Origin of the sequence: Oceanicola sp. 22II-s10i, from assembly GCF_002210105.1 — a bacterium.
Classification (GTDB): Bacteria; Pseudomonadota; Alphaproteobacteria; order Rhodobacterales; family Rhodobacteraceae; genus Pseudooceanicola.
Window position 1 is genome coordinate 167,019 of record NZ_AQQU01000006.1, and the last position, 22,356, is coordinate 189,374.

Consider the following 22,356-nt stretch of genomic DNA (forward strand, 5'->3'; position numbering starts at 1 on the left):
CGGGCCGAGGATAGCCGCCGCATCCTCCGGCGCCAGACTTTTCCGCTCCCTCGCCGCGAACCGGCCCGGCGGGCGACAGCACTGCACAATTCGCTTGGCGCGACTCGGGCGAAATCCTAGAGACTTCACGTCAGCTTCTGTCACCGCCACACCCCAGCATGAGCCAGACGGACCCGTTCACCACACCGCAGGACGAAATCAGGGCATGGCACCGCCATCGCGCGGGGGCCGGATCGGGCCTGAGCCTGACGCCCGACCTTCTGACGTTGGCCCAGTCCGGCGCCGCGATCCTCTTTGCCGCCCGCACCGCAGAGGGCCGCCCGACCAGCGGCACAGGCATTTCCTGCCGCGCCCTCGCCCCCGACCGGCTGCGCATGGTGCTGAGCGCCGGGGCCAACCGCCCTGTGCTCGAGGCGCTGAGGCACGGCAGCCGGATCGCCGTCACCTTCACCGGCTCGCAACAGCATCACCAGTCGTTCCAGATCAAGGCCGGCACCGCCGACATCCTGCCCGTCCGGCCCGATGACCTGCCCGAGATGGAGCGCCAGTCGCAGCTGTTCTGCGAGGGGCTGGGCAGCATCGGCTTTACACGCGAACTGGCCGAGGGGTGGCTGCTGGTCGATCCCGACGACCTGATCGCGATGGAGGTCACGCCGGAACGCGTCTTTACCCAGACCCCCGGCCCCGGCGCGGGGGCGGAGCTGTTGCCGTGACCCCGACCCTCGACATGCTGCGCCGTTCGCTCGAAGGGGTCTATGCCTCGGTCCTGGCCACCTGCGACGAGGACGGCCTGCCCAACGTCTCGATGATCAGCCAGGTGCACTACCTCGATCCCGACCACGTCGCGCTGTCCTACCAGTTCTTCAACAAGACCCGCGAGAACCTGCTGAGAACGCGGATGGCCACCGTGCAGGTCGCCGATCCGGCGAACTTCGCCCAGCACCGCATCGAACTCGACTATCTGGAAACCCGCACCGGTGGGCCGGTGTTCGAGACGATGAAGGCCAAGCTGGCCGGGATTGCCTCGCATCACGGGATGGAAAGCGTGTTCCGCCTGCTCGGCGCCGACATCTTCCGCGTGCGCAGCATCGAACCGGTGCCGGGCCCGGCGATGGAGCCCTGCGCGGCGGCGAACGGCCTGCTGGCCGCCGTGCGGCTGGCCTGCACCGCGCTGGAGGCCGCCGCCGATCTGGACGACCTGCTCGAAACCGGCACGGCCTGCCTCGAGACGCAGTTCGGTATCGCCCATTCGATGATCCTGATGACGGAGGACGACGAGGACCGGCTGTTCACCGTCGCCTCGCGCGGGTATCGCCGGTCCGGCATCGGGTCCGAGGTGGCCTTCGGCGAGGGCGTGATCGGGGTCGCCGCCAGCGAAGGCGTCCCGATCCGCATCTGCCACATGACCAGCGATTACCGCTATGGCGCGACGATCAGCGAAACCGCGCGGCAGGCGGGGCTGATCGGCCGCAGCATTCAGGTCATCCCATTTCCCGGCCTGCCGAACCCCGGCAGCCAGATCGCGCTGCCGCTCCGCTCGGGCTCGCGTCTGCTGGGCGTGCTCTTTGCCGAAACCGAACAGGTCATGCGGTTCGACCACGAGGTGGAGGATGCGCTGGCCGTGATCGCGATGCACCTCGGCGCGCGGATCGCGCAGTTCCTGCGCGACGATGCGGACGACGAGGAACCGGTCGAGCCCGAGGCGCGTCCCGCCGAAGGCTCCGTCGCGCTGCGTTTCCATCCGCATGACCAGAGCGTGTTCCTCGACAACGACTACCTGATCAAGGGTGTCGCGGGCGCAATCCTGTGGCGGCTGGTGCGGGAACATGCGGACACCGGCCGGACGGAGTTCACGACCCGCGAACTGCGCCTCGACGCCTCGCTGCGTCTGCCCGCCCATGCCGAAAACCTCGACGCCCGCCTGATCCTGCTGCGCAAGCGGCTGGAGGAACGTGGCGCCTGCCTGCGGATCGAGAAGTCGGGCCGGGGCCGGTTCCGGCTGAACATCCTGTGCGGGCTGTCGCTGATGGAAATGGCCGACTGAACGTGACGCAGGGGCACCTCGTCATTTAGCAATTTCTTAATATTAATTAGCATCCTTTAGCATTCGGATAAGGTTTTCTTAGCAAGCCTTGTCGATCCGCCGGGCGTATCAGCCCCTCAGCGGCAGCGACGCGGCCCGGACGATCAGAACCGGCGCAGAACCCCCGCAAAACCTTTTGAAACCAATCGCTTCGGCGCCGACCTATTGGCGGCGCATGGCGATACCCACGCTTATGATGGAGACAATTATGAACGAAGATACTCTCAGAACCCGTTTGAAGGGACAGCTTGTGACGGCGTTCGAACCCGGCTTCGGCGCTGCCGCCGACGACCTGATCTGGAACGGCCGCAAACCCGGCGTCCGGGCGCGCTATATCGTCCGCGCCGCCAACGTGGCCGACGTGCAGACCGCCGTCCGCTTTGCCGCCGCCAACGGCTTCAGCGTGTCGCCGCGCAGCAGCGGCCACCACTTCACCGGCATCTCGACACAGGCGACCGTGGTCATCGACCTCGAGGCGCTGAACCACCTGCGCATCGACGCCGAGGCGATGGTCTGCGAAGCGGGCCCGACCGTCACCAACGCCCGGCTGAACGCCGAACTGACGGCGCGCGGCCTTGCCTTTCCGGTGGGCCATTGCGCCAGCGTCGCCATCGGCGGCTACCTTCTGGGCGGCGGCGTCGGCTGGAACTCGGGCGAATGGGGCATCGCGTGCTTCCTGATCGAGTCGGTCGACATCGTGACCCCCGACGGCGTCCTGCGCCGGGTCAGCGCGACCGAGGAACCGGACCTGTTCTGGGCCGCCCGCGGCGCGGGGCCGGGGTTCTTCGGGATCGTGACCAGCTACCGCCTGCGGGTGAAGAAAGCGAAGCCCGCGATCATGTCGGCGGTGCGCGTCTATGGCGCGGATCACCACGGGGCGGTTTCCGGCTGGGTCCGGCAGGCGATCCGCCGGGCGCCCGCGAACCTCGAACTGTCGCTCAAGGTGTCGACCGAGGTCTCGCCGGTCGGGCCGATGGTCGCCATCGCCGTCATCGCCACGGCCTTCGGGTCGAGCGAGGCGGAATCGCGGGCGATCCTGTCCGAATTCGGCCGGGGCGCCCCGGCGGGCGCATTCATCGAAGTGCCCGAGATGCCGACCTCGATCGCCGGTCTCTACGACATGACGGGCGCGGGCACGCCCAAGGGGCACCGCTTTGCCGTGGACTCTCTCTGGTCGGACGCGCCGGTCGCGGATGTCCTCGCCGGGATCGTGGCCACCATGCAGAAGGCGCCATCGGCCAAGAGCTTCGCGGTCCTCTCGCCCAGTTCCCCCGCCGCCGCGGTACCGGGCGAAGCCGCCTTCTCGCGGATCGGAAGCATCTTCGGGGCGATCTACACTGTCTGGCAGGACGAGGAGCAGGACGCGCGGCAGATCGGCTGGCTGCGGTCCGGCATGGACAGCCTGCAACCGCTCAAGGCGGGGGTCTACGTGGGCTACGGCGACATCGACGTGCCCGCGCGGCGCAAGGAAATCCATTCCCGCCCCGCCGAACTGCGCCTTGCCGAGATGCGCCGCCGGTATGACCCGCGCGGCCTGTTCGGTCAGGCCCTCGGCCACACCACCAGCGCGCAGGCCGCCTGAGGATCGCGCAAGTCAAGGAAAGGAACGGCCGGGCCCATGCCCGGCCGTTTCCCTTGTCCGAGGGGCCGGATCCGGCCGATCCGGTCCCACCCCTTTCGCACGCGGCCCGTCGTGCGCATATAGTGCGACATGACCGAATCACTTCCCACTCCGCCCGGCGGCTGGCCGGTGCTCGAACCCGGATGGGTCTGGCTCTGCGGTGCGGGGCCCGGCGATCCGGGCCTGCTGACCCTGCACGCCCTCAACGGGCTGCGGCAGGCCGACGTGGTGGTCTACGACGCGCTCGTGCAGAAGACGATCCTCGACTGGGCGCCGCAGGCCGAACATATCTACGCCGGCAAGCGCGGCGGCAAACCTTCGGCCAAGCAGCGCGACATCTCTCTCCGGCTCGTGGACCTCGCCCGCGCGGGCAAGCGTGTGCTGCGGCTGAAGGGCGGCGATCCCTTCGTTTTCGGACGCGGCGGGGAAGAGGCGCAGACCCTGATCCAGCATGGCGTCTACGTGCGCATTATCCCCGGCATCAGCGCGGGGATCGGCGGGCTGGCCTATGCCGGCATCCCGGTCACGCACCGCGACGTGAACCAGTCGGTGACCTTCGTCACCGGGCATGACCAGACCGGCGCGACGCCAAGCTCGCTGAACTGGCGCGCGATCTCGGACGGGTCGCAGGTGATCGTGATCTACATGGGCATGAAACACGTGGAACGGATCGCGGCGGACCTGCTGGCGGCAGGTCGCCCGGCGGACGAACCCTGCGCGGTTGTCTGCGCGGCCACCACCCCGGACGAACGGGTGCTGGAAACCACGCTGGGCCGGATGGCGGCGGACATCGCCGCCGCCGAGTTGGAACCGCCGGCAATCCTCTGCGTCGGACGCTCGGTCCTGATGCGGCAGGTGCTGGACTGGCAGGCGCTGGCACGGGGCGAGGCGCCGCGCGACCTCGATCCGCTGGGACGCGGACGGCCGGCCGAGGCATCATGACAGCACTGATATTCGCCGCGCCCGCATCGGGGGCCGGCCTGTCGACCGTGACACTGGCGCTGCTGCGGCACCTGACGCTGACCGGTCACGACATCCGCGGCGCGAAGTCCGGTCCCGATCACGTCGACCCGCGTCTGCACGAGGTCGCCTGCGGGCGCATCTGCCACAACCTCGACGCATGGGCGATGTCGCCCGAGCGGATCCGCGAGCTGGCCTCCGGCCCGGAACTGCTGCTGATCGAGGGGGCCGCCGGGCTGTTCGACGGCGCGCCGGACGGGCGCGGCGCGGTGGCGGACCTGGCGCGGATGCTGCGCCTGCCGGTGGTTCTGATCGTCGATGCCGGCCGGATGGCGCAGTCGGTCGCGCCGCTTTGCACCGGATTTGCAAAGCACGATCCCAACGTTCGAATAGAGGGCGTGATCCTCAACAACGTTGGGTCCCCCCCGCACGAGGCGATGCTGCGCGGCGCGCTGAAAGCGGCCGGACTGACCGTGCTGGGCGCCCTGCCCCGGCATTCCGGGATCGCCATGCCGCGACGAACCGGCCCGCTGCAGGCGGATGAGCGCGCGGATCTGGAGGCGGTCCTGAACCGCGCGGCAGAATGGGTGGCCGAGGGCACGGATATCGACGGACTGCTGGCCCTTGCCGCGCCGCATGCGACGCGCAGGTCGGACACCCGGCTGACACCGCCCGCGCAGCGCATCGCGGTGGCCCGCGACGCCGCCTTCGTCCAGACCTATCCGCATATCCTCGCCGACTGGCGGCGCGCCGGGGCCGAGATCGTCCATTTCTCGCCTCTGGCCAACGAAAAGGTGCCCGATGCCGGGTTCATCTACCTGCCTGGCGGACCGGTCCAGGATCACGCGGGGCGGATGGCCGAAAACGGGATCTTCGTGAAGAGCCTGCACCGCGCCGCCGAAAGCGTGCCGGTCCATGGCGAGGGCGGTGGCTACATGGCCCTTGGCCGGTCGCTCACCGACGCGACGGGCGCGACGCACCGGATGGCGGACCTGCTGGACCTCGACGTTTCATTCGCCACGCCGCGCCTGCACCTCGGCTACCGGCACCTGACCGATCTGGGCGGGCCCTTCGGCGGCCACCTGACGGCGCATGAGCATCATGCGGCCACCACCCTGCGCGCCGAGGGCGATCCGCTCTACGCCGCCCACGACGCCACCGGCGCCGCGCTGCCACCGATGGGCCTGCGCAAGGGGCACGTCTCGGGCTCGTTCGCCAACGTCATCGACCGCGCCGCCCCCTGACCGCCTGCGCGACTGTGCGCCACCGCACTGTCCGGGCGACGCTTCGTCACTTGCACCGGCCACGCGCCGGGACTACCGCTTGGCCGAAGACATGCAGGATCCTCCATATGAGCCAAGATTCCCGCGCGAGGCGCAACGTGACCGTGCTGGTTCTGGCCCAGGCGATCCTCGGATCCCAGATGCCGATGATCTTTACCATCGGCGGTCTGGCGGGCCAGTCGCTCGCCTCGAACATCTGTTTCGCCACCATGCCGATCTCGATGATCGTCATGGGCTCCATGCTGATGGCCACTCCGATGTCGGCGGTGATGCAGAAATACGGCCGCCGCGCCGGGTTCTGGCTGGGCACGCTCGGCGGTACGCTTGGGGGGCTGGTCGGGGCTTACGGGCTCTATACCGCATCCTTCCCGATCTTCCTGCTCGGCAGCCTGCTGACCGGCGTCTACATGTCGGCGCACGGCTTCTACCGCTTCGCCGCCGCCGACACCGCCTCGGACGAATTCCGGCCCAAGGCGATCTCCTACGTCATGGCGGGCGGCCTCGCCTCGGCGATCATCGGGCCGCAGCTGGTCAAGGTGACGGCGGACGCGATGGTGGTGCCCTTCATGGGGACCTACCTGGCCGTCATCACGCTGAACGTGGTCGGATCGCTGCTGTTCCTCGTCCTCGACATCCCGAAACCGCCCGCCCCCGCGCCGGACGCCCCGCGCGGCCGGACCCGGCGCGAACTGCTGGCCACCCCGCGTATCGCGGTGGCGGTGATCTGCGCCATGGTCTCCTACGCGCTGATGAACCTCGTCATGACCTCGACGCCGCTGGCGGTGGTCGGCTGCGGCTATGACAAGGCCAACGCCGCCGACGTCGTGTCGAGCCACGTGCTGGCGATGTTCGTGCCGAGCTTCTTCACCGGCCACCTGATCGCCCGCTTCGGCACCGAACGGATCATGGCCGCCGGCCTGGCGATCCTCGCCGCCGCGGGCGCCGTCGCACTCTCCGGCGTGGCGCTGGAAAACTTCTTTGTCGCGCTGGTCCTGCTGGGCATCGGCTGGAACTTCGGCTTCATCGGCGCGACCACGATGCTGGCCGGATCGCACACCGCGGATGAACGCGGGCGCGTGCAGGGGCTGAACGACCTGATCGTCTTCGGCGGCGTGACGCTGGCGTCCTTCGCCTCGGGCGGGCTGATGAACTGTTCCGGCGGCAACCCGGTCGAGGGCTGGACGGCCGTGAACCTCGCCATGGCGCCGTTCCTCGTGCTGGCCGGTGGTGCGCTGATCTGGCTGATGCTGCGGCCCAAGGACGAAGTCCCGGCCTGACCGCCTCACCAGCGTCCGGTCGCCGCCTGCCACGCCATCGCGGCGCGGTCCCGGAAGGCCCCCGGCTCCAGCAATCCCGCGGCCACGTCTCCTGGACGGCGCGCCGCCTGTTTCAGCACCGCCACCGCCCCCGCAAGCGGCAACATGGCCGCCGCCGGAATCGCCGCGCGCTGACGCCGCGTCTCGGCCAGCATCCCGAGCGCCTGTGTCGCCAGCGCCGCCACCGCCTCGGGCCGCCCGTCGGGCAGCGGATGGCGGCCCGCCTCTTCCAGCGCCGGGATCGCCCGGAACCAGTTCGCAAGGCCAAGCGCCGTGCCCGCCTTGCGCGCCGCCGCCTCGCCGCCGCCCTGCGCGCCAAGCATCCGCGCCGCGACCTGCATCAGCAGCCCGGAGGTGGCGTCGAGATAGGACCAGAGCTCCGACGCCTCGCCGAATGGCGCGTGTTCCAGATCGGTCCGCCGCGCCTCGATCAACCCGTCGAGCAGCCGCGCGCCCTCGGCCTCCAGGGCGCGCGACAGCGGCGTCACGACCTCGTGCCGCCGGACCTGGCCGCCTGACGCGATCTCCTCCAGCGCATCGCGCCACCATTGCAGGCGCATCTCGGCGATCATCGCCTCCTTTGTGACCCACGGGGCGCGGGCGACTTCCACGTTGAAGGCGTAGAGCGGGAAAAGCTTCACCCGCGCCTCGACCGGCGCCACCATCGCCGCACGGAACCGGTGCGGGTCGGCGCGCTCCACGATCTGCGCGCAGGAGGTCAGGTTGGTGTCAAACTCAACGGAAGCCATTCAGAAACCCGCCTATCAGCTCTGCCGTCTCGGGCCGCGGCACCACGTCGAGGTGCCCCGCCGCTTCGATCAGTTCGTACCGCCCTTTGTCCGTCACGCCGGACATCAGCGGCTCATACCCTTCGGCGACGAAAGCCTCGTCCCCGGTCCCCGCGATCAGCAGGAACGGCGGCAGGGCGGCCACGTCCTTCAGGTAGTCGCCGCGCGGGGCGTAGGAGGTGTTCAGCCGGTAGGAATAGGCGGTCGTCGCAAGATGCCCCTGCGGGCCGTCCAGAACGGCCTGCGGCATGTTGAACTGGATCGCCGTCAGATGGTTCAGCACTCGGATGCCGACCGCGTTCAGCATGGTCAGCCCGATGATCCGCCGTGTCAGGGGCCGCGCCCAGCCCCCGGAATTGGGCCGGGTCACAGGCGCGTTGTATTTCAGGAACGGCGCCATCAGCACCGCGCCGTCGATCATCCCGCCATAGGCGCCACCCGCGAAACGCACCACCAGCCCACCGCCCGAGGAATGCCCGGCCAGGACCACTTGTCGCCCGTCGCGATGGACGGCGGCGATCAGGTCGGCGAGATCGTCCTCGAACTGGCCGATATAGTCGACATCCCCCCGGCGCACCGGATCGGCGCCATGGCCGCGCAGGTCCGGCACGACAATCTGCGCCTGCCCCTCCAGCGCGCGGGCAAGCGCGTCGAACTGTCCGCCATGCCAGCCAGAGCCATGCACCAGAACCAGCAACGGCGCGCCCGCTGGCCCCGGCAGATGCCTGACCGACAGCGCCGTTCCGTCGCGCATGGTGACGGGCATTGTGGCCAGTGGCGCGGCCCCGCCGCCAGTGATGCGCGAGAAGTCCAGCCCGCCCGTGGCGGCCCGGTCATCCGGCGACTGCGACAGGATCAGCCCGAGCGCGATGATGCCGGGCACGATCACCAGCAGGGCGAGAGAGATGAGCAGTTTGACGATCATATGTGTCTCCGGCGACAGCCCTCGCCCGTCCCGGCCGATTCCGCAACCCTGCTGCACCTGCGAAAGGCCGGGAGGAAGAATCTTCGACACTTGAGCGACTCTGCGCAAATTTCTTCCCCGAAAGGACATCAGGCCGACCAACTTGCACGGCTTTTCGATCAGGCCGATGATTTCATTGCGTTACAACGTATCGGAGGAGACCCCATGCAGATCGGTTGCCCCAAGGAAATCAAGACCCACGAATACCGCGTCGGCCTGACGCCTGAAAGCGCGGCGGAACTGGTCGCGCATGGCCACGCTGTCCTGATCGAGACCGGCGCGGGCGCGGGCATCGGCGCACCGGACACCGCCTATATCGCGGCGGGCGCACAGATCGCGGCGGATGCGGCCGAGGTCTTTGCCCGGTCCGAAATGGTGGTGAAGGTGAAGGAGCCGCAGGCGAACGAACGGGCAATGCTGCGGCCCGGCCAGATCCTCTATACCTACCTCCACCTCGCTGCCGACCCGGAGCAGACCCGCGACCTTGTCAATTCCGGCGCGGCCTGCGTGGCCTATGAAACGGTGACCGGTCCCGGCGGCGGCCTGCCGCTGCTGAAACCGATGAGCCAGGTCGCCGGACGGATGTCGATCCAGGCGGGCGCGACCGCGCTGGAGAAGGCACATGGCGGGCGCGGCACTTTGCTCGGCGGTGTGCCGGGCGTCGCGCCGGGCCGCGTGGTGGTGATCGGCGGCGGCGTGGTCGGCTTCAACGCGGCGCAGATGGCCGTGGGGCTCGGGGCCGAGGTCACGGTGCTCGACCGTTCGGCGGATGTGCTGGAGCGGATCGACACGCACTTCAATGGGCGGGTGCGCACGCTGCATTCCGCCCGCGCGCTGCTGAAGGCCGAAGTGGCGGCGGCGGACCTCGTCATCGGCGCGGTGCTGATCCCCGGCGCGGCGGCCCCCAAGCTGGTGACGCGCGACATGCTCAGGGGCATGGCCGACGGCGCGGTGGTGGTGGACGTGGCCATCGACCAGGGCGGTTGCTTCGAGACCTCGCGCCCGACGACCCATTCCGATCCGACCTACGTGGTCGAGGGCGTGGTCCACTACTGCGTCGCCAACATGCCGGGCGGCGTGGCGCGGACCTCGACCTATGCGCTTAACAACGCCACCCTGCCCCACGCGCTGGCGCTGGCCGATCACGGGTTGTCGGTGGCGCTGACCCGCGATCCGCATCTGCGCGCCGGGTTGAACGTTCTGGGCGGGATGGTGACCTACGAGGCGGTCGCGCGGGATCTGGGGTATGCGTATCATCCGCCCGAGGAGGCACTGAAGGTCGCCTGACCGGGGCGTCGGTCCGGCGTGGAGGCCGGGGGCTCTGCCCCCGGACCCCCGAAGTATTTTTGACCAGAAGAAGCAGGGGACCTGCGAGACGCTCCGCAAGGTGCGGCGCGCGGTCAGGTGGGTTCGGTCTGCTTCTCAGGGGTCGCGGCGGCTTTCGTTTCGCGCAGCAGCTTCCAGCGGATCGCGTCGGTCAGGGCCTCGAAGCTGGCGTCGACTATGTTGGGCGAGACGCCGACCGTGGACCAGCGGCGGCCCGCCGCGTCCTCGCTGTCGATGATGACCCGCGTGACGGCCTCGGTGCCGCCCTGCGTGATCCGCACCTTGAAGTCGACGAGGTGCATGTCGGCGATCATCTCCTGCAGCGGGCCCAGATCCTTGGCGAGCGCCTTGGACAGCGCGTTGACGGGACCGCGGTCGGAGCCGGTATCGTCCACACTTTCGCTGACCGACATGCGGCGTTCGCCGTCGACCTCGATCACCACCACCGCCTCGGACAGGCTGACCCGCTTGCCGGCGGCGTTCCGGCGGCGCTCGACCGTGACGCGGTAGCGTTCCACCTCGAAGAAGCGGGGCATGTCGCCCAGTTCCTCGCGCGCCAGCAGTTCGAAGCTGGCCTGTGCGCTGTCGTAGGTGTAGCCGCGGTCCTCGCGCTCCTTCACCTCGCTCAGCAGGCGGCCGAGGGCCGGGTCCTTGGCGCCGACCTCGATCCCGGCCTCGCTGAGGCGGCGGCGCAGGTTCGACTGGCCGGCCTGGTTCGACATCGGGATGACGCGTTCGTTGCCGACGAGGGCCGGGTCGATGTGTTCGTAGGTCTCCGGCGCCTTGAGGATCGCGCTCGCGTGCAGCCCCGCCTTGTGCGCGAAGGCCGAGGCGCCGACATAGGGCGCCTGCCGGGTCGGCACGCGGTTCAGGATGTCGTCGAGCTGGCGCGAGACGGCGGTGAGGGATCGCAGCGCCTCCGGCGTGACCCCGATGTCGTAGCGGCTGCGGTAGGGCTCCTTGAGCATCAGCGTCGGGATCAGCGTGACGAGATTGGCGTTGCCGCAGCGCTCGCCCAGCCCGTTCAGCGTGCCCTGGATCTGGCGCGCCCCCGCATCCACCGCCGCGAGGCTGCCCGCCACCGCGTTGGCCGTGTCGTTGTGGGTGTGGATGCCCAGACGGTCGCCGGGGATGCCTTCGGCGATGACCTCGGACACGATGCGCCCGATCTCGGCCGGCAGCGTGCCGCCATTGGTGTCGCAGAGCACGATCCACCGGGCACCGGCCTCGTGCGCCGCCCGGATGCACTCCAGCGCATAGGCGCGGTTGGCCTTCCAGCCATCGAAGAAATGCTCGGCGTCGAACAGCGCCTCGCGGCCGTGCGCCACGAGGTGGGCGATGGAATCGCGGATGGTGTCCACGTTTTCGTCCAGCGTGATGCCGAGCGCGGTGGTGACGTGGAAATCGTGGGTCTTGCCGACGAGGCAGACGGTCCCGGTGCCCGCGTTCATCACGGCGGCGAGGACGTCGTCATTCTCGACCGACCGGCCCGCGCGCTTGGTCATGCCGAAGGCGGTCATCCTGGCCCGCGTCGCCGGGGCCGCGTCGAAGAAGGCGCTGTCGGTCGGGTTCGCGCCCGGCCAGCCGCCCTCGATATAGTCGACGCCGAGCCGGTCCAGTGCCTCGGCGATGCGGATTTTCTCGGGGGTGGAGAACTGTACGCCCTGCGTCTGCTGTCCGTCACGGAGGGTGGTGTCGTAGAGGTAGAGGCGGTCTTTGGTCATGAGAGGTCTCCCCACACGCGCGCCCCGCGCGGAATCAAGGCGAAGCCGCCGCGCAGCGCATGCCCGTCCCGGCGGGTATGCGCTTTGTCGCCCGCGCGCGAACCATTGGCGTGGTCGCTGCCACGGCGCCATAAAGCGCGCGGTTCAGTCGTTGGCTGCGCATCCCCACGGGCATGCACCGCGCGGCTCGCGTTGTCAGTTCGGAGCGGCGGCAGGACAGGTTTGGGATTGCCTTGTGTGAAAGTCATCTTGCCAGCCCCTCCAGCTTCGCGGCGTCGAAATCCGGGCCGGGGATAAGTTCGACGCCTTCCTTCGACATCCGGACCTCGACTCCCGCCGCGACAAGCCCGGCCTTCAACGCGTCGACCCGGCTGAAATCCTTCGACGCCATCGCGGCCTCGCGCGCCTCTTCCAGTGCGGCAGAAAGGCTCTTCAAATCGACCTCCGTGAATGCGCGCTCCAGCGATTTCCTGATGCTATGGTCTTTCAACGTCAGTTCACCGAAACCAAGGAACTCCACATTGGCGACGAACGTCTTCATCTGAACGCTATCGACTCCACTTTTCCTGGCCTCTGCAGCCAATTCATGGAGGCGTTTCAACGCATCGGACGTGTTGAGGTCATCTGCCACCGCTGCAAGCACCGCTGGGTCCAAGTGGTCCATTCGCTCCTGTTCGGTCAGGGGCTTTGTGAGTTGCGACCGGCGAAGGCGTCGCCAAGCCAAAAGGTGCTGATGGGCCTCCTCTTTGCGGCGTGCCGTCCAGTCCATCGGCTTCCGGTAATGCGTCCCGAGGAACACGAACCGGATCACCTCGCCCGGCACGCCCTGGTCCAGCAGGTCGCGCACCGTGAAGAAGTTGCCCAGCGACTTGGACATCTTCTTGCCTTCGACCTGCAGCATCTCGTTGTGCAGCCAGACGTTGGCGAAGCCCGCGCCGGGATGGGCGCAGCAGCTCTGCGCGATCTCGTTCTCGTGGTGCGGGAACATCAGATCGTTGCCGCCGCCGTGGATGTCGAAGTGATCGCCCAGCAACTCGTGGCTCATGGCCGAGCATTCGATGTGCCAGCCCGGACGCCCCCGCCCCCAGGGGCTGTCCCAGCCCGGCAGGTCGTCGGAGGACGGCTTCCACAGCACGAAGTCCATCGGGTTGCGCTTATAGGGCGCGACCTCGACGCGGGCACCGGCGATCATGTCGTCCACGGAGCGGCCGGACAGGCGACCGTAGTCCTCGTAGCTCTCGACGGCGAAGAGGACGTGCCCTTCGGCCTCGTAGGCATGGCCGCTCTCGATCAGGCCGCCGATCATCTCGACCATCGGGCGGATGAACTCGGTCGCCCGCGGTTCCGCATCCGGGCGCAGGGTGCCGAGCGCGTCCATGTCGGCGTGATACCAGCCGATCGTCTCCTCGGTCCGCTCGCGGATCAGGTCCTCCAGCGATCCCGCCGCGCCCGCGGCCTTGCGGGCCTGCGCGGTGGCGTTGATCTTGTCGTCCACGTCGGTGAAGTTCCGGACATAAGTCACCGCCTTCTCACCGTAAACATGGCGCAGCAGCCGGTTCAGGACGTCAAAGACCACCACCGGCCGCGCGTTGCCCAGATGGGCCCGGTCATAGACGGTGGGCCCGCAGACATACATCCGCACGTTCGACGGGTCGATCGGGCGAAAGACCTCCTTCTTCCGCGTCATCGAATTCGTCAGGCGTATCTCGGTCATAGCAAGGCGTCCTTACACACGGGTTCCCCCGCGGGCCTTTTCTGATCCATCTGTGGAAACGAAGAAGCGGCCCGCGTGACGATGTCAGCAGGCGATAATGCAGCAAATGATGATGCGGCGGGTCTTCATGGGGCGAAGGCATACTCCCCCTACCTGCATCTGCCAAGCCTTGATTTGCATACCGTCCCGCCCCACCATCCTCCCGTGAGCCGCGCGTTCGTCCGTTCCGTCTGTGAACCCCTGCCGGGGGCCGAGGTCTCCGATCCATGGGGCGGAGGGCATGATGCGTGGAAGGTCGGCGGCAAGATGTTCGCCTGTATCGGCTCGATGGACCAGGGCGTCGCGGTCAAGACCGCCGATCCGGAGTTCGCCGCCATGCTGATCGAGAACGGGGACGCGCAGAAGGCGCCCTACTTTCACCGGTCGTGGGTGCTGATCCCGTGGGGTTCGGACGAAGGCTTCATGCGGGACCGGCTGTTCGTCTCCTATGACCTGATCCGGTCGAAGCTGCCGAAGACGATCCGCGCCGTCCTGCACGACCGCGACGGCTAGAGTTCGCTGATCCACCCCGTGCCGACCGCCCGCGCCCATGCCTCGCGGCCATTGTCCCGCGCGGCGGCGACCATCCGCGCGGTGTCATAGGGCACCTGCCGGAAGGTGACGCGCCAGCGGGGGCCGTCGCGGGCCAGCACGGCGTAGGACGCGTCGGGCGTGCCGGTCTCCACCACATGCGGATAGGGTGCGACGTCGTCGTAACCGGGACAGCCGACCGAGCCGGGGTTGACCAGCATCCGCCCGCCGCCGAGATGCAGCGCTACCGGCAGATGGGTGTGCGCGCAGAGGATCAGCCCCGCGTCGATGCCCTCGGCAAAGCGCTCGATCTCCGCCCGGTCGCGCAGGGTGACGCCGCCCGCCTCGGTCGCGCGGTGCGACCAGTAGGTGTTGTCGTCCTGCGGCGTGGCGTGACAGGCATAAACTCCGTCGAATGAAAGGCTTGCGGGCAGCGCGCGGATCCAGTCGAGGGCCGCCTCCGGCAGCGCCTGATGGGCGATCCGGTCCGAGGGCCACATCGCCTCGGGCGCCTGTTCGATCAGGTAGCGGTCATGGTTGCCGCGCAGCGCGTGGAATCCGGCCCCCGAAAGCTGCGTCCATGTGCCGGCCGCGTCCAGCGGGCCCGAGAAGTGATCGCCGAGGTTCAGCACCGCACCGATGCCCCGGCCAGCCATGTCGGCCAGAACCGCCTGCAGGGCGTCGGCGTTTCCATGAATGTCGGCGATCAGGGCGATCCGGTCGGGCAACTTTTCCATGACGCGACGCTACGGCCCGCCGGTCCGGGACGGAAGCGGTTTTCGCTTGCCGAGTTCCGGCGTCGCGGCCACCCTGCCCCCGACGCCCAGACAAGGAGCACCGCCATGCACGATCCCGGCCCCGCCTTCCGCGCCCTGCACCAGCGCGGCAATCCCTTCGTTCTGGCCAATGCCTGGGACCTCGGCTCGGCCAAGGTTCTGGCGGCCCTCGGGGCGCAGGCGCTGGCGACGTCTTCGGCCGCCCATGCCTTCACCTTCGGCAAGCCCGACGGCGGCGTGACCCGCGACCAGGCGCTGGCGCATGCCGCCGAGATCGTGGCGGCGACGCCCCTGCCCGTTTCGGGCGACTTCGAGAACGGCTGGGGCGATGACCCGGACACCTGCGCCGAAACCGTCCGCCTCGCCGCCGAGGCGGGGCTGGCCGGCATCTCGATCGAGGACACCGCCCTGCCCGGCTCCGGCGCCTACGACCGCGACCTCGCCGTCGAGCGCATCCGCGCCGCCGTTGCGGCCGCCCGCACCCTGCCGCGCGACTTCGTGTTGGTGGCCCGCGCGGACGGCGTGCTGCAGGGAAGTTACGACCTGACCGAGGCGATCGCGCGGATCCGGGCGTTCGAGGCGGCGGGGGCGGATTGCGTCTATATCCCGGCGCCGGGCAGCTTCGAGGATCTGGAAACCGTCTGCGCCGCCGTGGACTGCCCGGTCAACGCGCTGGCGACCGGGGTGCTGGCCAGCTACACCCGCGAGGATTTTGCGCGGGCGGGCGTGGCGCGGATATCGCTCGGCTCGGCACTGGCGAGGGTGACGCACCGGGCGCTGATCGACACGGCGAAGGAGATCCTCGACGAGGGGACGTTCTCGGGGCTGAAGAACTCGGTCTCGGGGCGGGTCGTGGACGAGATGCTCGGCGGCTGAGCATTGCGGAGAGGCCGGGGGCTCTGCCCCCGGACCCCCGGCATATTTTTGGCAAGATGAAGCAGGGGAACCTGCGAGACGCTCCGCAAGGTGCGGCGAGCGGCTGGCGGGTCAGCGCGGGACGGGGAAGACGAAACAGCGGTCGCGGCGCATTGTCAGCCAGAGCGGTTTGCCGGGGCGCGGCAGGAAGACATTGGGGACCGTTGCGCGGATCAGCGAGCCGTCGTGGTCCATGCGGAATTCGACGAGGCTTTCGTTGCCCATGAAGCGCGCGCGCTGGACGATGCCGCGGGCGGGCGTGCCGTCCGAGGCGGTCGGCAGCGGGCCGCGGCCGTCGCGGTCAAAGTCGATCTTGAGATGCTGAGGACGGATCACGATATCGACCTCGGCCCCGTCGGGCACGCCGGGGGCGAGGAACTGGCCGAAGGGCGTGTCCGTCAGCGCGCCGCGCACCGTGCCGCGTATGACGTTGATGTCGCTGAAGAACGCCACGGCCTGCAGGTCGACCGGGGCATTGTAGATGTTGTAGGGCGCGCCCTGCTGCACGATCCGCCCGCCGCGCATCAGTGCGATGTCGTCGGCCATGCGCATCGCCTCTTCCGGCTCGTGCGTGACCAGCAGGACGGCGGTCCCCTCCTCTTTCAGCAGGTCGAGCGTCGCGTCGCGGATGCCGTCGCGCAGGCGGTTGTCGAGGCCGGAGAACGGCTCGTCCATCAGCATGATCCGCGGCTTCGGCGCCAGCGCGCGGGCCAGCGCAACGCGCTGCTGTTCGCCACCCGACAGCTGGTGCGGCCAAGCGTCGATGTAGCGGCCCAGATCCACCCGTTCGAGCATCTCGGCCACGCGCGCCCGTTTGGCCGCCTTGTCGCCCGACAGCCCGAAGGCCACGTTGTCGGCCACCGACAGGTGCGGGAACAGCGCGAAGTCCTGGAACATCAGCCCGATCTGCCGCCGCTCGGGCGGGACGCGGAAGACGGTGTCGCAGACCAGTTCGCCATCCACCCAGATCGCGCCCTCGTCCTGCATCTCGACCCCGGCGATCATCCTGAGCGTCGTGGATTTGCCGCAGCCGGAGGGCCCCAGCAGGCAGGTCACCTGCCCCGGCATCACCCGGAGCGAGACGTGATCCACCACCGCCCGCCCGCCGAAGCGGCGCACGAGGTCGCGGATTTCCAGCCTTGGGATCTGCCCGGTCACGTTGCCTCTCGCTCCCGACGAAAACGGTCGGGTTCGGCGGCAGGCTTACCCGCGCCCCGCAACGGAGGCAACCGCGCGTGTCAGCGCAGGGCGAATTCGCCGCTGGCCCGGATCGTGCCGTTCACCTGAACGGACAGGCGATGCACGCCCGGCGTCAGGCGGAAGGTCGTCGCATCGCCCTTCATCACGTGCCGCTTGGTCATCACCAGAGGATGGCCGGCGGACAGCCTGGCCTGCTTCAGCTTGAATACCTTGCCGCCGCGCCGCCCCGTCCCCTCGGGGAAGTCGAGCACCCAGTCCACCAGCACCGGCAGCGCCCGTGGCGCGCTCAGGGTCACGCTGAATTCCAGCGCTTCGCCGATGGCGACCTCGGGCGTCGCGATCTTGAGCATCACCTCCACCGACGCTTCCGGGTCGAAGCCAAGCATCCCGAGCGCCCGCGCGTCGCCCGCCTTGACCATCCCGCGCAGCGCGTGGCCGGTCATCCAGTCCAGCTCCTTCGCGTGCTGCTGGTCAGCCCCCTGCCAGGCCTGAAGCCGGTCGAGAGCCAGGTCCGGCGCCAGTTTCGTGATGTCGTTCAGATGGTTGGCGACCGAACGCGTGACAAACCGCGTCGGGTCCCCATGCAGCCGGTCGAGCACCGGCAGCGCCCGTTCCACCGGCGTGACGATCCCGATCCCCCATGGAAGCTTGGGCCGCGTCCCCTCGCTCGCCAGCCTGCGGACGTGGTAATGGGGATGCCCGGCCCAGCCCTCGATCCGCGCATAGGTCTCATCCGGCCAGCGGTTCAGGAAGTGCCGGATCGCGTATTCCATTGAGAACCGCTGCGTCACCGCCACGATCAGGTCGAGCGCGCGGTCCCGGTGATCCTCCAGCCCGCGCCGGACCGCGAAATCGCCATAGGGCGCATGGATGAACTGGCCGAAGTCGTCATCCCGCAGGCTCGGGTCCAAGGGCGGCGGAAGCGCCGTTTCGATGATCCCCGCCGCGCGATCGAAATCACCGGGCAGCATCTCGTCCAGCACCTCGGCGATCCACGCGATGCGGGCCTTGAGCTCCAGCTCCGGGAACCGGGCGCAGACACGGTCCTCGAACGCCGCCGCGTCGAACCCGCTCCACGCGGACGCAAGTGCCCGGCCAAGGCCCGCGACCTTGACCGGGTTGAAGAGCTGGTCCTTGAGCGAATAGCCCACGCTCATCCCATCGTGGAGTTGAACGCCCCGCCATCCAGCAGGATGTTCTGGCCCACCATGAAGTTCACGTAGTCCGAACACATGAAGGCACAGACCGCGCCGAAATCCTCGGCCGTGCCGATATGGCCGGTCGGGTTCGCGGCATTGCGCTTGGCGATGGCTTCCTCCTCGGAAATGCCCTCGCGCTTCATCGTCGCCTGGGTCAGCGACTTGATCCGGTCGGTGTCATGGCTGCCCGGCAGCAGGTTGTTCATGATGACGCCCTTGCCGCAGACCTGCCGCGCGGTGCCTGCCACGTAGCCGGTGAGACCGGCGCGGGCCGAGTTCGACAGCCCGAGCTGCCCGATCGGGGACTTCACCGAGGCCGAGGTGATGTTGACCACCCGGCCCCAGCCCCGGTCGATCATGCCGGGCACCAGCGCCTTGATCAGCGCGATCGGGGTGAGCATGTTCGAATCGAGCGCCTTGATGAAATCCTCACGCTCCCAGTCCGGCCAGAAGCCCGGCGGCGGGCCGCCCGCGTTGTTGACTAGGATGTCGATCTGGCCGCAGGCCTCCAGCACCTTGGCGCGGCCGTCTTCGGTGGTGATGTCGGCGGCCACCGCCGTCACCTCGACCCCGTGCGCCTGCCGGATCGCGCCCGCCGTCGCCTCGAGCGCGTCAGCCCCGCGCGCGTTGATGACGAGGTTCACGCCCTCGGCCGCCAGCGCCATGGCGCAGCCCTTGCCCAGCCCCTTGGACGAGGCGCACACCAGCGCCGTCTTGCCTTTTATCCCAAGATCCATTTACCGTTCCTCCCGGATTTCCTTGAATTTTTGGCGGTTTCCCTCGCGACATTGGCCGGAAGTTATCGAAAACTCGCCTGCCTCTCGCCGCAATTCACATCCAGGGTGGACAGTAACGCCCCATCCGAGGGTGAGACAGATGGAAATTTGAGCAGGCCCAGAATGACCCACGCCACCCCCAGACCCGCCGCGTCCGTCCCGGTTTTCCGGGCGTCCGACATCATCGTCGAACACGGCGTCAACATGGGGGACGAACTGTCCTTCGCGGCCGAACTCGTCCACGACGACATCTACTGGTGCAACGCCCGCGAACCGGTGCGGATCGCACTGGAAACCGAGGATGACGGCACCATCCGCATCGGACCGGGAACCGAGGTCGGCACGACCGGCGCGGTGATCCACCTCGACAGTTGCCTGACCTTCATGGGCGACAACGGCGAAACCGCCGAGGTTCTTGTGATGGTCGAAGTCGACAGCACCGGCCACGTGGCCGAGATCTTCGCCCTGCCCTTCGCCTCGCTCAAGCGCCGGACCGACTACCGCCTGGTCGGGATCGACACCGAGAACCAGCTCCGCCGATTCGCCGAGGTCGCCTGCGTGTCGTTCACGCGTGGCACCCGGATCACGATGGCCTCCGGCATGCAGGTCCCGATCGAGGACCTCGAGGTCGGCGACCGTGTCCTGACCCGCGACGACGGCGTGCAGCAGGTCCGCTGGATCGGCCATTCCACCGTCCGCGCCGTCGGGGAGTTCGCCCCGATCCAGATCAGCGCCGGGACGCTGAACAACGAACACGACCTGCTGGTCAGCCCGGACCACCGCCTGTTCATCTACCAGCGCGAGGACACGCTCGGCGCCGGCCGCCACGAAGTGCTCGTCCGCGCCCGTCACCTCCTGAACGGCGACACGATCACCCAGCACGAAGGCGGCTTCGTCGAGTATTTCCAGCTGCTCTTCGACAGCCACCAGATCATCTATGCCGAAGGCATCGCCGCCGAGACGCTGCTGGTCGACACCCGCACCCGTCCCGCTCTGCCCCCGGAACTGGACGCGCGCCTCGCCGCCGCACTGCCCGGCCACCGCGAACGCGCGCATTTCGACTTCGAGGTGCAGAAATCGCTGCTCGACCGCCCGGACGCGGCACGGTTGCTGAGGGCGGCGTCGGAGCGTTAATCGCGCAGCGCCGCGATCAATTCGTCCTTGGTCATGTCGGACCGCCCCTCGATCTCCAGTTCTTTCGCCCGGTCGTAGAGTTCGTCCTTCGTCCACTGCTCGTAGGGCGGCGCCTTGCCGCCCTTCTTCGACGGGTGCATATCCGGGTTGGCCTTCGCATTCGCGATGCGCGCGGCCTTCTCCTTGGAATAGCCTTCGTCCCGAAGGTCCTCGTACAGCTCGTCGTCCTTGATTGACGGTCCGTGTGACTTGGCCATGGTGTGTCCTCTCAAACCTCTCGGGCTCAACCATGCACGGGCCGCCCCTGTTCCGAACTCACGCCATGCCCCGGTGAAACCGACGTCCCGCCTTGCCGATTTCCGGGGGACTGCTATATCGCGCCCATGCTCGACACCGCCACCAACCGCCCGACCCTGCCGCCCGAGATCGCGCGCCGCCGCACGTTCGCGATCATCTCGCATCCGGACGCCGGCAAGACCACGCTGACCGAAAAGTTCCTGCTGTTCGGGGGCGCGATCCAGATGGCCGGACAGGTCCGCGCAAAGGGCGAGGCGCGGCGCACGCGTTCGGACTTCATGCAGATGGAAAAGGACCGAGGGATCTCGGTCTCGGCCTCGGCAATGTCGTTCGATTTCAAGAACTTCCGCTTCAATCTTGTCGACACGCCCGGACACTCGGACTTTTCCGAGGACACCTATCGCACGCTGACCGCCGTGGACGCCGCCGTCATGGTCATCGACGGCGCCAAGGGGGTCGAGAGCCAGACCAGAAAACTCTTCGAAGTCTGCCGCTTGCGCGATCTTCCTATCCTGACCTTCTGCAACAAGATGGACCGGGAAAGCCGCGAGACATTCGATATCATCGACGAGATCCAGGAAAACCTCGCCATCGACGTGACCCCGGCCTCCTGGCCGATCGGGACCGGGCAGGATTTCATCGGCTGCTACGACATGCTGCGCGACCGGCTGGAGCTGATGGACCGCAAGGACCGCAACAAGGTCGGGCAATCCATTGAAATCAATGGGCTCGACGATCCGCTTCTGGACAAGCACGTGCCCCCGCAACTGCTGGAAAAGCTGCGCGAAGAGGTCGAGATGGCGCGCGAACTGTTGCCCGCGCTCGACCCGCAGTCGGTACTGGAGGGTCACATGACCCCGATCTGGTTCGGGTCGGCGATCAACTCGTTCGGCGTCAAGGAACTGATGGACGGGATCGGCACCTATGGCCCCGAACCGCAGATCCAGAGCGCGGAGCCACGCCAGATTTCCCCAGACGAAACAGCCGTCTCGGGCTTTGTCTTCAAGGTTCAGGCCAACATGGATCCCAAGCACCGGGACCGCGTCGCCTTTGTCCGCCTCGCCTCGGGGCATTTCGAGCGCGGGATGAAGCTGACCCATGTCCGCTCCAAGAAGCCAATGACGATCTCGGCCCCCGTCCTCTTCCTCGCCTCCGACCGCGAACTGGCCGAGGAGGCCTGGGCGGGCGACATCATCGGGATTCCGAACCACGGGCAACTGCGCATCGGCGACACGCTGACCGAGGGCGAAGCCCTTAAGGTTACAGGGATTCCCTCCTTCGCCCCCGAACTGCTGCAGGGTGTCCGGGCGGGGGATCCGCTCAAGGCCAAGCACCTCGAGAAAGCGCTGATGCAGTTCGCCGAGGAAGGCGCGGCGAAGGTGTTCAAGCCGATGATCGGCTCGGGCTTCATCGTCGGCGTCGTCGGTGCGCTCCAGTTCGAGGTTCTGGGCAGCCGGATCGAGCTGGAATACGGGCTGCCGGTCCGTTTCGAACCCTCGCAGTTCACCTCGGCCCGTTGGGTCAAGGGCGAGCGGCAAGCCGTTGAAAAGTTTGCAGACCGGAACAAGCAGCACATGGCGACCGACCACGACGGCGACATGGTCTACCTGACCCGCCTGCAATGGGACATTGACCGGGTGGAACGCGATCACCCCGAGCTGACGCTGACGGCCACCAAGGAAATGATGGTCTGATCCCGGAAAGGACGCG

At 68.2% G+C, this 22,356-nt stretch carries 20 protein-coding genes; 11 read left to right on the forward strand and 9 right to left on the reverse strand.

The window, feature by feature from the left end:
- The first annotated feature begins 158 nt into the window (after positions 1 to 158).
- The 6 genes from ATO6_RS16015 (at position 159) to ATO6_RS16040 (ending at position 7,224) form a co-directional block, all read left to right on the forward strand.
- Positions 159 to 713, forward strand: a complete 555-nt coding sequence (locus ATO6_RS16015) for a hypothetical protein (protein WP_088625028.1) — start codon at positions 159 to 161, stop codon at positions 711 to 713.
- Positions 710 to 2,044 carry a GAF domain-containing protein gene (locus ATO6_RS16020; RefSeq protein ID WP_217899018.1) on the forward strand — a complete coding sequence of 445 codons (1,335 nt, stop codon included), beginning with the start codon at positions 710 to 712 and terminating at the stop codon, positions 2,042 to 2,044. Before ATO6_RS16015 ends, ATO6_RS16020 begins: the two co-directional genes overlap by 4 nt.
- 247 nt (positions 2,045 to 2,291) lie before the next feature.
- A complete protein-coding gene (locus ATO6_RS16025) occupies positions 2,292 to 3,665 on the forward strand; it encodes an FAD-binding oxidoreductase (protein WP_176440970.1) in 1,374 nt (457 codons plus the stop codon).
- A 129-nt stretch (positions 3,666 to 3,794) separates the two neighbouring features.
- Positions 3,795 to 4,646, forward strand: a complete 852-nt coding sequence (gene cobA / locus ATO6_RS16030) for a uroporphyrinogen-III C-methyltransferase (RefSeq protein ID WP_088625030.1) — start codon at positions 3,795 to 3,797, stop codon at positions 4,644 to 4,646.
- The gene (locus tag ATO6_RS16035) at positions 4,643 to 5,908 is read left to right on the forward strand and encodes a cobyrinate a,c-diamide synthase (RefSeq protein WP_088625031.1); all 1,266 of its coding nucleotides are present in this window, start codon (positions 4,643 to 4,645) and stop codon (positions 5,906 to 5,908) included. The genes cobA and ATO6_RS16035 overlap by 4 nt, the downstream gene beginning before the upstream one ends.
- 107 nt (positions 5,909 to 6,015) lie before the next feature.
- Entirely contained in the window at positions 6,016 to 7,224 is a 1,209-nt protein-coding gene (locus tag ATO6_RS16040) for an MFS transporter (RefSeq protein WP_088625032.1), read from the forward strand.
- A gap of 5 nt (positions 7,225 to 7,229) precedes the next feature.
- Here ATO6_RS16040 and ATO6_RS16045 read toward each other — a convergent pair whose 3' ends face one another.
- The gene (locus ATO6_RS16045) at positions 7,230 to 8,012 is read right to left on the reverse strand and encodes a squalene/phytoene synthase family protein (RefSeq protein WP_088625033.1); all 783 of its coding nucleotides are present in this window, start codon (positions 8,010 to 8,012) and stop codon (positions 7,230 to 7,232) included.
- The gene (locus tag ATO6_RS16050; RefSeq protein WP_176440971.1) at positions 7,999 to 8,976 is read right to left on the reverse strand and encodes an alpha/beta hydrolase; all 978 of its coding nucleotides are present in this window, start codon (positions 8,974 to 8,976) and stop codon (positions 7,999 to 8,001) included. The genes ATO6_RS16045 and ATO6_RS16050 overlap by 14 nt, the downstream gene beginning before the upstream one ends.
- 204 nt (positions 8,977 to 9,180) lie before the next feature.
- On the opposite strand from ATO6_RS16050, the gene ald reads away from it, so the two are divergent.
- Positions 9,181 to 10,302, forward strand: coding sequence for an alanine dehydrogenase (ald, locus tag ATO6_RS16055; RefSeq protein ID WP_088625035.1), 1,122 nt, complete (start codon positions 9,181 to 9,183; stop codon positions 10,300 to 10,302).
- Positions 10,303 to 10,415: 113 nt separating this feature from the next.
- Here ald and cimA read toward each other — a convergent pair whose 3' ends face one another.
- The gene (cimA, locus tag ATO6_RS16060; RefSeq protein ID WP_088625036.1) at positions 10,416 to 12,065 is read right to left on the reverse strand and encodes a citramalate synthase; all 1,650 of its coding nucleotides are present in this window, start codon (positions 12,063 to 12,065) and stop codon (positions 10,416 to 10,418) included.
- Between the two features lie 244 nt (positions 12,066 to 12,309).
- Positions 12,310 to 13,779 (reverse strand): cysteine--tRNA ligase, encoded by a 1,470-nt coding sequence (gene cysS / locus ATO6_RS16065; RefSeq protein WP_088625037.1) that lies wholly within the window; start codon positions 13,777 to 13,779, stop codon positions 12,310 to 12,312.
- A gap of 204 nt (positions 13,780 to 13,983) precedes the next feature.
- Between cysS and ATO6_RS16070 the strand changes: the two genes are divergently transcribed.
- The gene (locus tag ATO6_RS16070) at positions 13,984 to 14,331 is read left to right on the forward strand and encodes an MmcQ/YjbR family DNA-binding protein (protein WP_088625038.1); all 348 of its coding nucleotides are present in this window, start codon (positions 13,984 to 13,986) and stop codon (positions 14,329 to 14,331) included.
- Here the strand turns inward: ATO6_RS16070 and ATO6_RS16075 are convergent.
- Positions 14,328 to 15,086 (reverse strand): metallophosphoesterase, encoded by a 759-nt coding sequence (locus ATO6_RS16075; RefSeq protein ID WP_088625039.1) that lies wholly within the window; start codon positions 15,084 to 15,086, stop codon positions 14,328 to 14,330. The genes ATO6_RS16070 and ATO6_RS16075 overlap by 4 nt on opposite strands.
- A 105-nt stretch (positions 15,087 to 15,191) precedes the next feature.
- On the opposite strand from ATO6_RS16075, the gene ATO6_RS16080 reads away from it, so the two are divergent.
- Positions 15,192 to 16,001: an oxaloacetate decarboxylase gene (locus ATO6_RS16080; protein ID WP_088625040.1), complete on the forward strand. Its 810-nt coding sequence runs from the start codon at positions 15,192 to 15,194 to the stop codon at positions 15,999 to 16,001.
- 111 nt (positions 16,002 to 16,112) lie between these two features.
- Here ATO6_RS16080 and ATO6_RS16085 read toward each other — a convergent pair whose 3' ends face one another.
- The 3 genes from ATO6_RS16085 to ATO6_RS16095 form a co-directional block, all read right to left on the reverse strand.
- Positions 16,113 to 17,198, reverse strand: a complete 1,086-nt coding sequence (locus ATO6_RS16085) for an ABC transporter ATP-binding protein (protein ID WP_088625041.1) — start codon at positions 17,196 to 17,198, stop codon at positions 16,113 to 16,115.
- Between the two features lie 80 nt (positions 17,199 to 17,278).
- On the reverse strand, positions 17,279 to 18,397 hold the full coding sequence (locus tag ATO6_RS16090; protein ID WP_088625042.1) for a hypothetical protein: 1,119 nt from the start codon (positions 18,395 to 18,397) through the stop codon (positions 17,279 to 17,281).
- On the reverse strand, positions 18,394 to 19,176 hold the full coding sequence (locus ATO6_RS16095) for an SDR family oxidoreductase (protein WP_088625043.1): 783 nt from the start codon (positions 19,174 to 19,176) through the stop codon (positions 18,394 to 18,396). Before ATO6_RS16095 ends, ATO6_RS16090 begins: the two co-directional genes overlap by 4 nt.
- A gap of 162 nt (positions 19,177 to 19,338) precedes the next feature.
- On the opposite strand from ATO6_RS16095, the gene ATO6_RS16100 reads away from it, so the two are divergent.
- Positions 19,339 to 20,349: a Hint domain-containing protein gene (locus ATO6_RS16100; protein WP_088625044.1), complete on the forward strand. Its 1,011-nt coding sequence runs from the start codon at positions 19,339 to 19,341 to the stop codon at positions 20,347 to 20,349.
- Here ATO6_RS16100 and ATO6_RS16105 read toward each other — a convergent pair.
- Positions 20,346 to 20,606, reverse strand: coding sequence for a Rho termination factor N-terminal domain-containing protein (locus tag ATO6_RS16105; RefSeq protein ID WP_088625045.1), 261 nt, complete (start codon positions 20,604 to 20,606; stop codon positions 20,346 to 20,348). The two genes, ATO6_RS16100 and ATO6_RS16105, sit on opposite strands and share 4 nt — an antisense overlap.
- Positions 20,607 to 20,732: 126 nt before the next feature.
- On the opposite strand from ATO6_RS16105, the gene ATO6_RS16110 reads away from it, so the two are divergent.
- Positions 20,733 to 22,340, forward strand: coding sequence for a peptide chain release factor 3 (locus ATO6_RS16110; protein ID WP_088625046.1), 1,608 nt, complete (start codon positions 20,733 to 20,735; stop codon positions 22,338 to 22,340).
- Positions 22,341 to 22,356: the final 16 nt, after the last annotated feature.

What these genes read in the sequence shown, in the direction of transcription:
- ATO6_RS16015 (WP_088625028.1), top strand. Translation starts at nt 159, where the DNA reads ATGAGCCAGACGGACCCGTTCACCACACCGCAGGACGAAATCAGGGCA.
- ATO6_RS16025 (WP_176440970.1), top strand. Translation starts at nt 2,292, where the DNA reads ATGAACGAAGATACTCTCAGAACCCGTTTGAAGGGACAGCTTGTGACG.
- cobA (WP_088625030.1), top strand. Translation starts at nt 3,795, where the DNA reads ATGACCGAATCACTTCCCACTCCGCCCGGCGGCTGGCCGGTGCTCGAA.
- ATO6_RS16035 (WP_088625031.1), top strand. Translation starts at nt 4,643, where the DNA reads ATGACAGCACTGATATTCGCCGCGCCCGCATCGGGGGCCGGCCTGTCG.
- ATO6_RS16040 (WP_088625032.1), top strand. Translation starts at nt 6,016, where the DNA reads ATGAGCCAAGATTCCCGCGCGAGGCGCAACGTGACCGTGCTGGTTCTG.
- ATO6_RS16045 (WP_088625033.1), bottom strand. Translation starts at nt 8,012, where the DNA reads ATGGCTTCCGTTGAGTTTGACACCAACCTGACCTCCTGCGCGCAGATC.
- ATO6_RS16050 (WP_176440971.1), bottom strand. Translation starts at nt 8,976, where the DNA reads ATGATCGTCAAACTGCTCATCTCTCTCGCCCTGCTGGTGATCGTGCCC.
- ald (WP_088625035.1), top strand. Translation starts at nt 9,181, where the DNA reads ATGCAGATCGGTTGCCCCAAGGAAATCAAGACCCACGAATACCGCGTC.
- cimA (WP_088625036.1), bottom strand. Translation starts at nt 12,065, where the DNA reads ATGACCAAAGACCGCCTCTACCTCTACGACACCACCCTCCGTGACGGA.
- cysS (WP_088625037.1), bottom strand. Translation starts at nt 13,779, where the DNA reads ATGACCGAGATACGCCTGACGAATTCGATGACGCGGAAGAAGGAGGTC.
- ATO6_RS16075 (WP_088625039.1), bottom strand. Translation starts at nt 15,086, where the DNA reads ATGGAAAAGTTGCCCGACCGGATCGCCCTGATCGCCGACATTCATGGA.
- ATO6_RS16080 (WP_088625040.1), top strand. Translation starts at nt 15,192, where the DNA reads ATGCACGATCCCGGCCCCGCCTTCCGCGCCCTGCACCAGCGCGGCAAT.
- ATO6_RS16090 (WP_088625042.1), bottom strand. Translation starts at nt 18,397, where the DNA reads ATGAGCGTGGGCTATTCGCTCAAGGACCAGCTCTTCAACCCGGTCAAG.
- ATO6_RS16095 (WP_088625043.1), bottom strand. Translation starts at nt 19,176, where the DNA reads ATGGATCTTGGGATAAAAGGCAAGACGGCGCTGGTGTGCGCCTCGTCC.
- ATO6_RS16100 (WP_088625044.1), top strand. Translation starts at nt 19,339, where the DNA reads ATGACCCACGCCACCCCCAGACCCGCCGCGTCCGTCCCGGTTTTCCGG.
- ATO6_RS16105 (WP_088625045.1), bottom strand. Translation starts at nt 20,606, where the DNA reads ATGGCCAAGTCACACGGACCGTCAATCAAGGACGACGAGCTGTACGAG.
- ATO6_RS16110 (WP_088625046.1), top strand. Translation starts at nt 20,733, where the DNA reads ATGCTCGACACCGCCACCAACCGCCCGACCCTGCCGCCCGAGATCGCG.